Origin of the sequence: Janthinobacterium algoris (genome assembly GCF_051380935.1) — a bacterium.
Lineage (GTDB): Bacteria > Pseudomonadota > Gammaproteobacteria > Burkholderiales > Burkholderiaceae_D > Janthinobacterium.
Map to the genome: position 1 here is coordinate 299,654 of NZ_JBNYXZ010000002.1, position 16,384 is coordinate 316,037.

10 protein-coding genes are annotated in these 16,384 nt (G+C 52.8%); 8 read left to right on the plus strand and 2 right to left on the minus strand.

Going from position 1 to position 16,384, the window contains the following annotated elements; genetic code table 11:
- Positions 1–34: 34 nt before the first annotated feature.
- Positions 35–733, minus strand: coding sequence for a hypothetical protein (locus ACQ4W7_RS04300; protein WP_436528704.1), 699 nt, complete (start codon positions 731–733; stop codon positions 35–37).
- Between the two features lie 359 nt (positions 734–1,092).
- On the opposite strand from ACQ4W7_RS04300, the gene ACQ4W7_RS04305 reads away from it, so the two are divergent.
- The 6 genes from ACQ4W7_RS04305 to ACQ4W7_RS04330 are packed head-to-tail and all read left to right on the plus strand — an operon-like array spanning position 1,093 to position 11,331.
- Positions 1,093–3,669 carry a sigma-70 family RNA polymerase sigma factor gene (locus tag ACQ4W7_RS04305; protein WP_436528706.1) on the plus strand — a complete coding sequence of 859 codons (2,577 nt, stop codon included), beginning with the start codon at positions 1,093–1,095 and terminating at the stop codon, positions 3,667–3,669.
- A gap of 38 nt (positions 3,670–3,707) precedes the next feature.
- On the plus strand, positions 3,708–5,153 hold the full coding sequence (locus tag ACQ4W7_RS04310; RefSeq protein ID WP_101484583.1) for an ATP-binding protein: 1,446 nt from the start codon (positions 3,708–3,710) through the stop codon (positions 5,151–5,153).
- A gap of 2 nt (positions 5,154–5,155) precedes the next feature.
- The gene (locus ACQ4W7_RS04315; protein ID WP_436528708.1) at positions 5,156–8,068 is read left to right on the plus strand and encodes a Z1 domain-containing protein; all 2,913 of its coding nucleotides are present in this window, start codon (positions 5,156–5,158) and stop codon (positions 8,066–8,068) included.
- Positions 8,069–8,078: 10 nt separating this feature from the next.
- Complete coding sequence (locus tag ACQ4W7_RS04320; RefSeq protein WP_436528710.1) at positions 8,079–9,062, plus strand: PD-(D/E)XK motif protein; 984 nt, start codon at positions 8,079–8,081, stop codon at positions 9,060–9,062.
- Positions 9,063–9,064: 2 nt separating this feature from the next.
- Positions 9,065–10,840, plus strand: coding sequence for an AIPR family protein (locus ACQ4W7_RS04325; protein ID WP_436528712.1), 1,776 nt, complete (start codon positions 9,065–9,067; stop codon positions 10,838–10,840).
- A gap of 41 nt (positions 10,841–10,881) precedes the next feature.
- The gene (locus tag ACQ4W7_RS04330) at positions 10,882–11,331 is read left to right on the plus strand and encodes a very short patch repair endonuclease (protein ID WP_101481601.1); all 450 of its coding nucleotides are present in this window, start codon (positions 10,882–10,884) and stop codon (positions 11,329–11,331) included.
- A gap of 35 nt (positions 11,332–11,366) precedes the next feature.
- Here ACQ4W7_RS04330 and ACQ4W7_RS04335 read toward each other — a convergent pair whose 3' ends face one another.
- A complete protein-coding gene (locus ACQ4W7_RS04335; protein WP_242428393.1) occupies positions 11,367–12,935 on the minus strand; it encodes a DNA cytosine methyltransferase in 1,569 nt (522 codons plus the stop codon).
- A 644-nt stretch (positions 12,936–13,579) separates the two neighbouring features.
- Here ACQ4W7_RS04335 and ACQ4W7_RS04340 point away from each other — a divergent pair.
- Together ACQ4W7_RS04340 and ACQ4W7_RS04345 are read left to right on the plus strand one after the other, a co-directional pair.
- On the plus strand, positions 13,580–15,154 hold the full coding sequence (locus ACQ4W7_RS04340; RefSeq protein WP_436528715.1) for a hypothetical protein: 1,575 nt from the start codon (positions 13,580–13,582) through the stop codon (positions 15,152–15,154).
- A gap of 138 nt (positions 15,155–15,292) precedes the next feature.
- Entirely contained in the window at positions 15,293–16,195 is a 903-nt protein-coding gene (locus tag ACQ4W7_RS04345) for a hypothetical protein (protein WP_436528717.1), read from the plus strand.
- The last annotated feature ends 189 nt before the right edge of the window (positions 16,196–16,384 follow it).

Here is a 16,384-nt window from a genome sequence, read left to right on the forward strand (position 1 = left end):
TTGACCCAAGATAAAAACACTATGATAGAAATCCCTACGCCCACACAACACGGCACGCGAGATATTCGCTGAGCACAATATGCACGTAATTACCATCAGTCTGCCCGGCAAGATACCGGTATCGCCCATCTTGAACCTCTATCCAACCGTCTGCGACCCTCGCTCCGGATGGTAAAGCTCTCATGAATGCCCTCGATCCCAACTCGGGCCAGACAGCCATCACACCAAGCTCAGGACTCTCGAAAAACGCCTGCTGGGCCTCATCCATAAGGGCAAACGGGACGATTTCGAACACGTCCGGCTCTCCAAACTCCTGGATGCTGAGTTCGTAATCAAGATGCCCCCGCGCGAGCTTCAAGACCACATTTCGAACACGATCCATCTCAACACTCCAAGTCTTATCTCCAAGTAAGTCCAAGGACATCGACGATTGAATCTGCGCGGCAAGCTGTGGAACCTGCGAGAGAATACGCCGGATATTGTCGCGCCGGACTAAAGCAGGATCTGCCGATCCACATATCACGCATTCCACTAGGCATGCCAAATATCGTTCGTCACTTGAAAACGACTGATTACATTGTTCACATGCTGCCACGACTGGGAGGTTCAATGGAAAGGGTTCGTCGAGCAACACTTTTGACGGACAATGATCCCGAGTATCAGGCTTGGCTCCGCAAAAAATGCACATTCCGGTCATACGCGCATCAACAAAAAGCTTCTTCGGATCATTCACCAGTGAGCCCAATCAAAGAAAAATCCCAAGAGGGATGCCATTTAGATAACGCCGAACAGTCTCCACTTTATCAATCACAAGGATTCTGCCGAGCCCCCGGCATTTATCGCACTTTTTTACAATTGCAAAATAAGCTTATTGAAAAATGAACATGAAGCGTGCTGTCTCTAGCCATCTGCTGTAGAATTTACTCAAATACAAGAAATTTGTTTTATAACACAATTTGGCAGAGAAAACATGCCCAGCGGAACATCGAAAATATCAAATAAACAATGCAACATGACAGCGACAAAGTGTCTAAAAAGTTTCATTTTTGAGCGCAGTCACTTCGCTGCAGAGGCCCGGACGCAAACGTGCGGATGATCGACACGAATATTGCCGACATGCGTCCTCTCAATCGTTTCCTAAAAATGGCAGTCGTGGCAGGAGTCGAGAGCGCGGTTCGAATTCACATCGATCGAGGCGACGATCTCAATGCGCGAGATGGAAATGGACTCACGCCCCTGATGCTGTCGGCGGCCAGAAACAAATTTACTATATGTAAACTCCTGCTCGACGCAGGAGCGAACAAAGGTTTACTAGCCCCGTCAGGAAAAACAGCGCATGCCATCGCCGTTGACGCAGGAGCGCACGAAGCGGCTTCGATATTGATGCCTGTGATTTTTCCGATCGATACATCTGACAGATCGCTCCCTAACGTGGTTCCGTCTCCAAGAGAAGCTTGCTCCTCCCCAGGCAATCCAGCCGTAGAGCCGCCCCTAACCTTCGGCGCCACGAACAGAGCTGAGGATATCGCTCTACTCAATATCCAAATCGACATAAAAGAGGACGAGCTGGAAACAGGGCTCGAATTTGACTTGTCCGGCTGGGAGCCGGAGGAGGACATGCCCCCTCCCGCGGTCGATCCGTCTGTGGCCCAAGCAGCAAGCACGCTCCAAGAGTCCATTTCAAAGCACGAGCCAATAGATTCGTCGGAAGATTGGGAGGACATTGATCTATACCTGCCGGAGCGCTCGATGCCGTTGGCTCGCACTGGCGACGCCGAAACCCGCGAACTGCTGCGCGCGTTGCTGCTTCGAGCTTATCGAGAGGGCAGCGTTCCTCGTGCGTCGCTCGAAGCCTTGTCGCTAAACGATGACCAATCGGAAAACCCCGAAGCTGAGGCACTGCTAACCATGGTTATCAACGATCTTGGTGCCGAAGTTGATGAGCGACTCGAATACGTCAGTTCAAACGAAAATTTCGAGGTCTTCGTCAAGCCCGAGGAAAATCCGGATGAGGAAGAAATAGTTGCGGATACGTTAGCATTTATTGACAACGTGACTAGTCGCTACTCAGAACCTCTCCGCATCTACCAAAAGGAATTCCAGCGAGAGAGGCTAATTTCGGCCGACGAAGAGGTCGAGCTAGGCAAAGCCATGGAAGTCGAACTTGAACGAGCGCTTGACGTCTTGGCAACTTGGCCTCGCGGGATTAGCCTTGCGCTGGCCGCCGGGAGCATGATCAAGTCCAAGCAAAAACCTCTAACTTGGCTATCGCGTGGACCGACCGAAGCGCAACCAGACCTTGAATCAGAGCCTGATAGCGAAAGCGATGCCGAGATGGCTGGCCTAGATCAGTCTGATGAAGAAGTCGAATCCGATGAAGACTCGCAATTCGACGTCAGCCTCCCACTTGGGGATTTCGCGTCAGAATTCTCAGATGCGGTGGACAGACTTGCCAGCCTTCCGATAGTTCCAGCTCAGCGCGGAGCTCAATGGCAGGCCGTCCGCGACACGCTATCGTCCCTCCGATTGAACCGCCGCTTTCTCTTGGAGCTGGCTGACGCTGAACCCAATGGTAATCCAGGCTCTGCGGCATTCGAATATAACAACGCTATGAAGGCTTACCAAGCCGCCCGAGAGCGGATGGCGGCCGCAAATTTAAAGCTCGTTTTCCATCTCGCAAAAAAGTATCTCTATAGTGGCGAACCCTTGGACGACTTGGCGCAAGAGGGAAACATTGGCCTGTTGAAAGCCATTGAACGCTACGATTGGCGCCGAGGATTCAAATTTTCCACTTATGCTACCTGGTGGATACGCCAGCAAATTGGGCGCCATGTCGCCGACAAAGGCAGAACAATTCGCGTTCCTGTCCATGTTTATGAGAAGACTCAACGTCTCACTCGCGAAACCCTTGCGCTTGAATCCGAGATTGGACGAGAGCCTAATCTGAATGAAGTCGCGACCCGCATGGAAATGTCTGCCCGGAAAGTATCAGCGCTTCTAAGCATAGCTCCTGAACCGCTACCAATACATGATCTACCTATTGATGAAATGATTGCCGTCGATGCACAGTCGGATTTCGTTTCGCCTGACCCTTTTGACATCGCGCTCAAATCCGAGGTGCACAAAACAATTGGCAGAGTTCTGGCCACGCTCAAGCCGAGGGAAGAGCAAATTATTCGGCTACGCTACGGGATCGGGGTCGGCGACTCATTGACGCTAGATGACATTGGCCAGCGATACGAGGTCACAAGAGAACGTATTCGCCAGATCGAAGCCAAAGCAATCCGAAAGTTGATGCAACCTAGCCGCATCGATGCTTTATCGAGCGCATTCTTTGGATATCTATTTCCCAAAGAGGAGGTTGCTCAAGATGCTCCTTCCCAGCCTAGCGAGGCCGCGCACTCACAAGAAGCCAATCAGATACATTCAGATGCCTCTGCCATACATTCGCCTGCGATCACCACCTCGCCTGCAAAGGCGTCAAGCATAGATAGACTAATAGAGCAGGCCACGGGCTTAGGTATTTCTATTGTCGATGAACGTATAGGAACAACAGGAAAAATATGGATCAATTTTATTGATATACCTGACGACCGCTATCGAAAATTGACCCGCAAACTAATGGCTTTAGGGTTCGAGTTCATGCTAGGGAAAGGCTATTGGAAATGAGTTCAAAAACACGAAGCGCGCCCCCACGCGCGATGGCAATGCTCGAATCTTTACGCGGATTAGGATACTCGACAGCAGCAGCTTTGGCCGACATCATCGACAACAGCATTTCTGCAGATGCAGAAGAAGTCCGCATTGACTTCACATGGGACGGGCCGAGTAGCCGCGTTACCATTCTCGACGATGGTCGTGGCATGGATGACGCCGAACTCGAAAGCGCGATGCGCCTTGGCGACAAAAACCCACTCGATGCTCGCTCCGCCCACGACCTCGGACGTTTTGGCATGGGCCTTAAAACATCGTCGTTATCACAATGTCGTAGACTAACTGTGGCTACAGTCAAAGGAGGCGTCACAAGTTGCCTACGCTGGGACCTAGACGAGCTCGCCGCGAATCCAGAGGGAGGCTGGCTTCTTTTCGAAGGCTCAGCCCACGGATCGAAACCCTTCCTCGCGGGCTTGAAAGGAAATAAGACCGGCACACTGATCCTATGGGAAACAATGGACCGTGTGGTCACTTCCGGCTACACATCAGACGACTTTCACGATCTCATTGACAACGTCGAGTCTCATCTGGCGATGGTCTTTCATCGGCTAATGCAGGGCCCTCGGCCAAAGCTTAAACTTTTTTTGAATGGACGTCTCGTCTCGCCTTGGGACCCGTTCATGTTAGGACATCCAGCAAAGCCATGGACATCGCCGACCACAAACCATACCACCAGCTACGGAATCGTGTCGGTGCAATGCCACGTGTTGCCGCACCGTGACAAGCTAACCGCTGCCGAATTCGAATCTAACGCCGGTCCCGGCGGTTGGACAGCGCAGCAAGGCTTCTACGTCTACCGAAACGAGCGGCTCTTGGTTGCGGGTGGATGGTTAGGGCTTGGCAATTCCCGCGCATGGAACAGGGAAGAAGCCCATCGACTAGCGCGAATACGCCTAGATATTCCTAACACAGCCGATGCTGACTGGAAAATCGATGTTCGAAAATCGACAGCCCGTCCGCCTGTATCGCTTCGCCCTTGGCTTATGCTCTTGGCCGAAAATACCCGCGAGCGGGCCCGGCGCGTATTCGCCTATCGTGGCACGCCAGCGCCCGCGAAAGGCAATATTCCCATTGAGCAGGCTTGGCGTGTAGAGCGCGTCAAAGCGGGCATGCGGTATAGGATAGAAGAGACTCACCCCTCCGTTGCTGCCGTCCTGGAAAGTGCCGGAACGCTCGCTCCTCTCATCAAGTCAATGCTTCGGGTAATCGAAGAGACTGTTCCCGTGCAGCGCATCTGGCTGGACACTGCTGAAAACAAAGAGACACCACGAACAAGCTTCGAAGGTGAGCCCAATTCGGCCGTAATCGAGGTCGCCGGAGTGCTCTTCAATGATCTGATCGAGCGCAAGGGCCTTAGCGTAGAAGACGCGCGCAGGTCTATGGCGCGCACAGAACCATTCCAAAAATATCCTGCGCTCGTCGCAAAACTAGGGAGTTAGAAATGATTGCAGCAGAAGAGGCAGTCGCGCAGACACAGCTACTCGAAGATGTCATCGCCACCGCGCAGCGACTAGTGAAGGCAGAGAAGGATTCGTCGAAGATTACCCCCTCCTACATCGCTGCCAAGGTGAAGTTGGCAGCGGCGATGTTCGCTACCGATCCACCTATCCCTTTGGACGAAGCCAAAGTAGTTGCCACTCTAATCCAACGGTTCAGTCATCGGATGGGCAAGGCAACTACCCTCGTCGACATCGCGGGGCACTTCGATTGGTTGAATGCCGCCCGCAAGAAAGAATGGCATTACTGGCGACGCTACCGCGACTATCAGGAGTCCAAATTGTCAGACGTGGTCGTCGATGGACTAGACGAAGCGACTGATGACATTCTCGGGCTCCTCGAAGATCCTCTGCGAACCGATTCCTGGGATCGACGGGGGCTCGTCGTGGGGCATGTGCAATCAGGGAAGACCAGCAACTACACGGGCTTGATCAATAAGGCTGCAGACGCCGGCTACAAGATCATCATTGTGCTGGCAGGCATGCACAACAACCTGCGCTCACAGACCCAGATGCGTCTCGAGGAAGGCTTCCTGGGATACGAAACAACGGCAGACCGCGACGCTGGCGCGGCCATCGGCGTGGCTGCGTATGGCGAGGACCTGAAAACAAACTCAGCGACGACCAGGGCAGAAAATGGCGATTTCAGCAAAGCCATCGCGAAACATTTTAATGGTATTTCCCCTGAAGAGCGACCTTGGATCTTCGTGGTTAAGAAACAAAAAACTGTGCTGACAGAGCTCCTTAAATGGATTCAAGCACGTGTAGCCGATTCACCAAGCTCAATGCCCAATTGGAAATTGGTCACCAAGCTGCCGCTTCTGATGATCGACGACGAAGCTGACAACGCCTCGGTGGATACAGGCGAACAGGCTTTCAACGATGATGGGACCCCCGACGAGGAACATCAGCCAAAAACAATCAACAGCCTCATCCGTCAACTTCTCCACTCCTTCACGCGAAAGGCCTATGTGGGATACACGGCCACACCATTCGCAAACATCTACATTCATCATAAAGGCGCCACCGCAAAGGAAGGTCCTGACCTCTTTCCAAAAGCTTTCATCATCAACCTAGCCGCCCCATCGAACTACGTTGGCCCCGCCCGCATGTTTGGCAAACTGACCAAGGACGGCCGCGTGGGGGCTCTGCCGTTGGCACGCAGCATCTTGGACCACTATGATCCCGATTCCGACTCGGGATGGATGCCGCCCAAACACAAGAAGACACACCTCCCGCTCCATAAGGGCCAAGAGACGATACCGCTGTCGCTGCGCAACGCTATCCACTCCTTCGTGCTTGTATGCGCGGCGCGAGAATTGCGAGGCCAAGGGATCGAACACAGCTCTATGCTGATTCACGTCACTCGATATGTAGCCGTCCAAGACCATGTGCGTGAGCAAGTAGAGGAAACAGTGCGCCGCATGCGCCAGAAGATCACCCGTGGCAGCGACGCTAATGAACTGCTTGCGCAAATGCGCAAGCTCTGGGACGAGGACTTCATCCCCACACGAGATATGGTCGCGGAGCTCTCGCCCTCTGAGGAGCGCCCTCCTGAACTACCCTCATGGGATGATGTGGTGGCGAAGCTGCCAGATGTGCTCGGCGATATTGCCGTTCGCTCCATCAATGGAACGGCCAAGGACGCATTGGACTACGCCACACCCGGTGCAGCTCTAAAAGTCATCGCCGTCGGCGGGGACAAGCTTGCTCGCGGCCTGACCCTTGAAGGCCTCTGCGTAAGCTATTTCGTTCGCACGACCAAGATGTATGACACCCTTATGCAGATGGGACGTTGGTTCGGCTACCGCCCTGGTTATTTGGACCTCTGCCGACTCTACACATCCCCAGACTTGGTGAAATGGTTCGGCCATATCGCCGATGCATCCGAAGAACTCCGCGAAGAATTTGATTTCATGGCGAAGGCGAATCTCACACCGGAGCAATACGGCCTCAAAGTCATGTCGCACGAGAGTCTCACGGTCACGTCGCCCATGAAGATGCGCAACGCGCAGACACTGTCTCTGACTTACAGCGGCACGAGGCCTCAAACCATCCTGTTTCATCGGGATGCCAATATCCAGAAGGCAAATCTTGCCGCGACAGATGCGCTGATCTCCTCCCTTGGTATGAACTTCGTGCCCGGGCCGAAATACTCACGTGACGGCCAAGCCGATTCGTGGCAAGGAGCTCGCCTATGGAGAGACGTGGACGCCTTGCATGTGCTCGCATTCTTAGGTGCCTATGCTACCCATCCAAATGCAACGAGCGCCAAGGCGGGAGTGCTGACGGATTTCATCACAAAAATGATAGCCATCGGCAAGTTGAAGCAATGGAGTGTCGCCCTTGTTACCGGCGGCGAAGGGGCTGGTGAAAAGCACGTCTTTCCTGGCGACTTTGAAGTCGACTCCTTCCAAACACGCTGGACCGAAGATCCTGATACGCCAGGCGCCAAAGACCCGACCATGTTTGCGATCGGCGTTCTCACCGATCCAAAGGACGAGGGCATAGATCTCAATGATGATGCATGGCGAGATGCACTCGCGCGCACTCGCGCTGCATGGAAGCCAGAGCCAGCCCGAGGCCGCATTACGTTGCCGATCACTCCTAGCGGCAAAGGGATTCGCGAATCGCGAGACAGGCTTGGTGGCGATGCTGATCGCGGTCTGCTACTGCTCTATACGCTTGCCCCATACTACAAAGGCAAAGAAAAACTCCCTGAAAACCTCATTGTGCCTGGCTGGGACAAACCCATCATGGCTTTCGCCATCGCGTTCCCTGCAAGCGAAAACGGAATCCGGGTGGAATACGAAGTGAACCTTCTCTATTGGACACAGCAATATGGCCCGACCGAGTAACGAATTTCTCATGGCATGGACGTCGCTTACTGGCGCCGACATTGAGCCAGGATGGCAGGCCATCTCCCTGCCTTCGGCAGGGCCACTTCAAGTGCGCGCCGGCCGCCGCTCGCCTGACAACACTGAGGCGGTGTTGGTAGGCTTCCCCACCGTGCGGCTCGCCGCAGCCGACAAACTCCCCGAAGGCCAGGGCTTCTCGGTCGAGCGGGCCGACCCAGAAGGCAGCGGCAAGCTTTGGCTTGCCTTGACACGAAAGTCTGCGGGTAGCGCGGACCTCTTCGCGGCCATGGCGTGCGATGTAGTCGGAGCTCTAGATGACGCTGTGATGGCCGGTGCCGACGAAAATAAACTCCTGCGAGTCTTCACAGGGCGCGTAGGGGCTTGGCAGGAATTCATGCGCAAAGGAACGCAAGTTCTCAGTCCTGAATCCGAGATCGGCTTAATTGGGGAGCTCACGCTACTACGCGCCATCGTCAACGCTGGCATCCCTTCGGCGCTAGCCATTGAATCATGGGTTGGCCCACTCGACGGAATACAGGACTTCGAGTTGGGCACTGGTGCGCTGGAGGTCAAAACCACACTGTCAACGGCAGGCTTCACAGCCAAGATCGGCTCGCTCGATCAACTGGACGATTCGACGCGGCAACCTCTCTTTGTGGCCGGCGCTCGGCTCCGGCAAACCGAGAGCGGCCAGAACCTGCCGGAGATAGTCGATGCTATGCGGTTGACAATACGGGGCGATGCCGAGGCGGAGCGGCTCTTTACTGAGCGCCTGCTCGCTGCTGGCTACATCGACGCACACGCTGAGCGCTATCCACGGCGATTTGAGCAAGCAGAAACGCGCATTATCGAAGTAACGAGTGACTTCCCACGCCTAACCTTGGGATATGTGCCTGCGGGTATCATGAAGGCTATGTATGAAATTGACCTCGAGAAGGTGCCTGGCGAAAACGTTGGCACAGAGGGAGCATTAAGAAAATTGGGAGCAATTTAAGTATGAATTTGACTGAATTCCTGTGCGAGACGCAGGCCACCGTCCGCTCACAAATGCGTGACGGCGCGTTATACGAAGAATTGGTATTCGCGGGTATCGTAATGGACCACATGTCGGAAATAGGCATGACGTTCGAACCTGTCGAATGCCATTTTGAAGGCAAAGTGGGCAATGCGAATTTAAGGCTCAGCGGCTATTCCGTGTCGGAAGATAGCGACCAACTCGACCTGTTCGTCAGCCTATACGCCAACGTCGATATCCCCACGCCGATCCCGGATTCCGAGACGAAGACCGCTGTCGAGCAGTGTCTGCGCTTTCTGACACTATGCGCCGAAGGCAAGATGGCTCCGAAACTCGATCCCTCAAGCGACGTGCGTTCGCTTGCGGAGACACTGCACGGCATCTACAACGACTTGGAGCAAATCCGCGTATATGTCATCACCGATAAGGTCGCCAAATCCAAAAGCTTCAAGACGCGCGACATAGGCGGCAAGGCCGTGCGTCTCGAAGTCATGGACATCGAACGGCTTCATCGCCATTGGTCCGAGGGGAAACCTCGCGACGAACTGGTCGTGGATTTCAACGAGGTCTCCGGCGGGCCTCTTCCCTGCGTCTTCGTGCCTGGTGAAAACGATGACTACGACTACGCGCTTACAGCCGTCCCCGGCGAGGCTCTCCGACTGCTCTATGAGAAGTTCGGCGCTCGGTTACTTGAAGCCAACGTCCGCTCATTCCTTAGCGTCAAAGGAAAAGGAGTCAATGCCGGCATTCAAACCACTTTGCGTTCAGCGCCTGAGCGGTTCATGGCCTATAACAATGGCATCGTAATCGTGGCCGATGAAATGCGCTTGGGCAAAAATGGCGACGGCGCGACGGGAATAGCGTGGCTTAAAGGGCTTCAGATCGTCAACGGTGGCCAAACGACTGCCTCGCTCTATTTCACCAAGAAAAAATATCCCGACACCGATTTGAGCCATGTCAGAGTTCCGGCCAAGATTATCGTGATGAAGACCCAGGACTCAACCAAAGAGGAGGCGCTGGTCTCAGATATATCGCGCTTCGCCAACAGTCAGAATGCAGTCAAGCAGTCGGATCTCTCAGCGAACAAGCCCTTCCACGTCGAAATCGAAAAGCTCTCTCGTTCGGTATACTGCCCGGACGGTGTCGGCCAGTGGTTCTACGAGCGCGCGGCTGGTAGCTATAACACCCTGCTAACCCGCGAAGGCACAACACCAGCAAAACTAAAAGCGCTAAAGGATGCGATTCCGACGGCGCGGCGCATCACCAAAACCGATTTGGCAAAATACATCACTGCGTGGGACCGCAAACCGGATGTCGTTAGTCTAGGGTCTCAAAAGAACTTCGATCGCTTCATGGCTGCCCTCACTTCCTCCGATGGCCAAGAGGTTCCTGTGCCAACAGTTCCAGAGTTCAAGGCCATGATCGCAAAAGCCAAAATTTACCGAGACTCTCAAAAACTTTTGCGCCCTATGTTTCAAGCATTTCAGGCCAACGTTACTGCTTATACGGTCTCACTGCTATCGGAAAAACTTGGGTCCCGCATGGATCTCGACCGCATTTGGGCAAAGCAAGCAGTTTCCTCTGAGCTTCTTTCGCAGATTGCAGTTTGGGCCAAGGAAGTCAACGATGTGCTACATTCCTCGGCCGGTGGTCGCATGGTTTCTGAATGGGCCAAGCGGCCAGAATGCAAAGAAGCAGTGATGAGCGCCAGCTACTCGATAGCCGCGTCCAACATACCAGAGATCAAGGCGGGGTAGGATGTCCATGATGGAGGCAATTGGCATGTGGGGATCGGCGCATGGCTGACATCGTGCCACCATCGGTCAGAAGTCGAATGATGTCCGGCATCAAGGGCAAGAACTCTCAGCCCGAGATGCTGGTCAGGCGTATGTTATTTGCCGCTGGATTCAGATTTCGGCTGCACCGACGCGATTTGCCAGGCACGCCCGACATTGTCATGCCAAGCCGAAAGATCGCCATATTTGTGCATGGCTGCTTTTGGCACGCTCACAAGGAATGCAAGTATTTTAAAATTCCGGCTACGCGGCCTGACTTCTGGGTTGAGAAACTGCAAGCCAATGTCGATCGAGACCAACGAGCCTTTGATGCGCTAACAGCCATGGGTTGGCGGGTTTTGTGTGTTTGGGAATGTGCCACTCGCGATCGAGAGACAGTCAAAACACTGTCCGACAGAATCACAGCATGGATCAACCAAGACACCCCGTGCGGGGAAATTGGTCGAGGGTGAGTAAGCCACCGAATCGTTTTTCTTATGTCAATAGCTTACTCTTCACGGGAAGCTAAGAATTTATAGATAACCTTTGCTATTTTTCGCGCCAATAAAGGAGGGACCGCATTTCCGATCTGTCCATACTGCTCTGTCCTGTTTCCTTCAAAGAAGTAATTATCCGGGAATGTTTGCAATCTTGCCGCCTCACGAACCGTGAGGCTTCGGCATTGGGCAGGATCAGGATGTATGTAGTAATGGCCATCCTTTTTGATGTGGGCCACAACTGTAGATGAAGGCGCACCGCCAAGCTGGACCCTAAATCGATCTGCAAAAGGAATGCTCTCCTTTTCGGCATTCATATGGTCAGGCATAAGTTTGGGTGGGAAGTCATACAGTGTAGGTGCATAACCTCTTTCTTTTGCGAAACAAGCCGCAAATAGATAGCGATGCAAATCCGAGCGCATATGGCTACGCGTTTCGTGTTGTAGCACTCCGCCTAGCCGGCTATCGAGATACCAAGAGCGCAATTCTTTGGGCATTTCTACACCAGGAGTCACTACCATAGGGATGAACGTTCCTCCCGAGGATGGTAATTTCTCTGCGGCCTCGACTGCGTTCTTCATCCGCGTTTCAATCTGGGTTCGTAAAGGCAAGCGCCACAAATTCAAACTCAATGGAGCTACTTTCATGACCCCGAGCCACGTCTTGTGCGAATCCGGCTCTTTGGAGATTCGACTACGCAGTGGCGGCAGACCCGACAATGCGGCATTTACGCTCGGCCTTGGAAAGGTTTTTCGTAACAAGAATCGTCGTGGATTCCTCATAAGTTCTGGTGTAGCCTCAACAACATCGGACCTGATGCCAAACAGAATCACACGGTGGCGGCTTTGTGGGATGCCATAATCGTCCGATTCAATTACGTAATCCCGCGGCTTCAGTTCATTGCCATCCACAACCAAAGAGCGAATCTGATAGCTGAGACCATTTTTGGGCGCGGACAAGTCGGCCAAAATGCGTTCAAAAATCTTGGACTCGCCATGCTTGGAACTAAGCATCCCCTTGACGTTTTCCATGACAAAGACCGATGGCTCAAATTCCTGAATGATCCGAAGATACTCTGTATACAGAAAATGCCTCTTATCGCTCTCAAACGCTTCCGGGTCCTTCCCCCTAAGGCGCGAGCGTCCAGCCATCGAGTAAGCCTGGCATGGCGGCCCGCCGATCAACACCCAATTTCTCTTGCCGCCTATACCTTCTTTTATCCAAGCATCAATAGTTTCATGGGGTGTCGCGCCTAACTCTGCACAGCGAGCCTCTTTCGAGGCTTCTTCCGCAGCGTCTTTAATCTCCGGGTGGCTCAAAAATTCTTCGCGAGTCATGCCCCCACGGACATACTCGTAATAGCTAGCAGGCGCATTGCCTTTGGGAAATTTCCGGAACAAAGCCCTCAACATCAAAGTTCGATGGGCAACCGGGTCTTTTTCGATGGAAACCTTAACGCCGAATCTTGGAAACCCATTTTCGTCCACAATGGAAGAAAATCCCTCACAAAGACCACCCGGACCGGCAAACAAGTCGATAACGGGAATTTTGCTACGCTGTGCCATCAATTTTTTCTTCATATCATTATTCCAAGGATCACTCAGACCCCCGATAGAACGGCGAATACCACAACCGCTACGCCACCACTCAAAATTTTTCAAAACCCATCATTTTATCTCATATCAATCACAACGTCGCGAACGATGTGGAGGCCAAAACACCGATGATGCCTCACAGAAACATAACCAATATGCAAAAGTAAAAAATGTAGCCTTTGCTCGCCTTAAGTTATTAGATCTATAATTTTTTGTCGTATTCGGCGCCCTATTCCTTATGGCTCTCTATGGTAGTCATCTGCCTATCCAAACCAAGCATGTATTCCGCCATCAAGTCAGCTTCCTTCACCACTGACTTGATGGCCATCGGGTCAGTGCTCACAGCCTTGATTCAGTGCTGGAAGTAGGCCGCGAGGTAATCAATTTGACGTTGGGACATTGACACACCTATCTCGGCACTGCGTCGCCGCGGGCCGGGCCAACTACGTGTGACTGTCGGGGGACATTGAATGAAACCGCAGAAAAAATTCATACCCACAAGAATTCTTAGCGCATAGATATTTTCATGAGAGCAATATTAGTAGGTTAAAATCATTCTTTTCGCTTGGCAAATCGTGTCCCGATTTTTAAGAGCGCCTATTGTGATTCGTGCAACCCCGAAGGAAGACATGGCTCCGTCCAACATGCAGCTCAAGCAACAACGACTCGACGCGTTGTTCGAAGAATGCCAACAGCACGTCTTCTCCCAGATTATCGGCCCATTCGGGCTATCGCCGGCCATGTTCGCCGACAAGGCCGGCGGCAATGTCACCACGGTCCAGAATTTCGAGAAAGGCATCGTCGCCACCGAAAGCGACAAGGCCTTGCACGACTCCCTCACAGAGGCATATGACCGTAGCAAGTATGAGCTGTCCCAAAAAGAATGGGCCATAAAGCGTGATGAACGGATCGCGCGTGGCGTGGATGAATACACCAATGAAGCGCTTTCGGCCAAACCAGAACTCGACCATTTCATCCCGATAAAAGAGGTAGCAACGAACGCCAAAATGCATTTGGCCCTCGGGGAAGTCAAAGACGGCAAGGTCTCGGTCGAGAAGATCAAGGCGCTGGTTAACGACGATGTGAATTTGGCCGTCACGGACATATCCATCAATCGTTCCAAGAAGGACCACGACGCGAAAGAATGGAGCGAGAAGGCGTCGACAGCGGACGCGGAAAAAAGCAACGCCGAGCGTTTCGCGATCGACCCCGACGCAGTGGCTAAGAAGCACGCCGAATCTAAAGAGAAATTCGAAGGTGAGACAAACTCCGCCATGTTCAAAAAACAGGGTGGCGAGCTTCTCAAAACTGGGGCCAAGCAAGCCTTGGCCATGGGCCTGAGGCAATCTCTAGGCATCCTGCTAACTGAGCTAGTCAACGGGCTGTTCAACGAATTCAAAATCATGATTAAGGAAGGCTTCGCGCTCGCGGAGAATATGTTAGCGGACATCGGAGAGCGGCTTGGACGAGTCGCTCGCTCAGTAACCAAGAAGCTGCCAGACGCATTCAGTGCACTCTTCGAAGGCGGCGCCAGCGGCTTCATGAGCAATCTGTTGACCTTTGTGATCAACTCCTTCGTCAGCACGGGCGAAAAGCTGGTTCGGGTGATACGCGACGGCCTGCTGGGTCTTTTCAAGGCCTTCAAGCTGATCGCGTTTCCTCCCAAGCACATAAGCCAGAGCGATGCTGCCCAACAAGGTTTGAAGATCTTGACGACTGTCGTCATCACGTCCTTGGGCGTCATGATCGAACAAAGTGCAATCACCTTCATGGCCACGATACCGTTCCTTAAGCCCTTGGCGGACATTGTCGCGCCGGTGCTGGTCGGGATCATGGTGGGCCTGCTTTCAGCCGTGGTGGCATATCAGATCGACCGGCTGTTCGACGCGTGCACCAATGCTGGCGACGAGCGCCGCCTCGATGAGTTAATTAAGGACTCGCAGCGCATCGAAGCGTTTGCCACCGCAATGGAGGAACAGATCGGCTTCTCGCTAGCGAACCTCAACAACTACGCGACATCCATCGAGCTTTACAAGGACATCGGAGCGTCCTTCGGATCCGCAAGCAACGACGCTAATCTCATGCGGCTGAGCTTGGAAGCGAGCAATGCGGAGATGGCGCTCCAAATCGAAAGCACGACGGCGACGGTGGCTTACATCGAATCCTCGCAGCTCGAAATCGAACGCTTCTTGAAACATATGTGATTCGATCTACCTAGTCGCCAAGTCACTGAGACGCCTCAGAAAAAATCTCCAATGCAAACATCATCCGTTCCATCCACGCCACCGTCCGACAGTGCCTATGAATCTACTACTCCTAGGACTGACCTCGCTCTAAGTGAAATGCAAATCGTCGAAGCGTTTTCGAACCTCACTGTGCCAGCGGATATTTTAAGAAACAGCAACGTTCCGCAAATGGTCGAGGACATGAGGTCCACGAAAAAGCGTTTGGAAACCTCGGAGGAAAGGTTGAGCCAACTCCGCAGAGAGAAAAACGACGGCAATTTCATCTCGAACATATGGAATGACCGAAGCGATCAGATCGACGACGCCAAGGACAACGTGAACAATGAGTTCCGAAAGCTCGGTGTGCTCTCCTCAAATCTCCTGATACTTAATACGGCCATGGCCAAGATCATGAATGGTCAGCAAAAGGCATTGCAAGGTCAACAGATCGCTCTAGATCACCAAGCCCGCGACATAAAGACGCAGAATAGCGACATCAAGGGACACCAAGAGCTTCATGCGAACACGCTACGCGAATTCCGTAAAGTGGTCGACTCTTTGCAAGAAACCAAATGTCTGACGCAGGCTCAAGCACTCGAGCTTATTAAATGCACGCAAAAGGTGGCTGAATCCGAGAGGGCTATGGTTAAATCTCATGAGCTCCTCATGGACAAAGTCGAGGAACGGCTGCGACGTATCTCTAGCGACTGGACAGAAATTGTAGCCAACCGGCTTGCTCAATTCGACCACGTCCATAAGGATATCGAAATCCGCGTAGCAGAGCGTTTGGCCATGAGCGAAACCAACGCACGAGATAAGTTTGTCGAAGTGGAGGCTTTGCACCACGAACTCTATGTGAAACTCGAATTTATGGCCGAACGCGAAGCCGGACTTTCAAAAGAACTTGAAACACAGCGTAAAGGCATCCGCACGCATCAGATTATCCTCGCACTGGAAGGCGTGGCGATTGTCTTGCTTTTCATTTGGATAGCTATTGGCCAGCGCACTCTTCCGTCGTAACCGGTGCTAACGGAATAAGATTCGCAATATATACCAGTCTACCCTATTGCGCACCTCGTTATACACAAGTAGTTGGCACGTTATCCAGAACTGCTTTGCACGAAAAATCCGCCTAAATTTTGAGCAATTTTAGCCTGAAATCGTAAAAGTATACCATTTTCGCATTGGTAGCATTGCTGGCATGAGTGT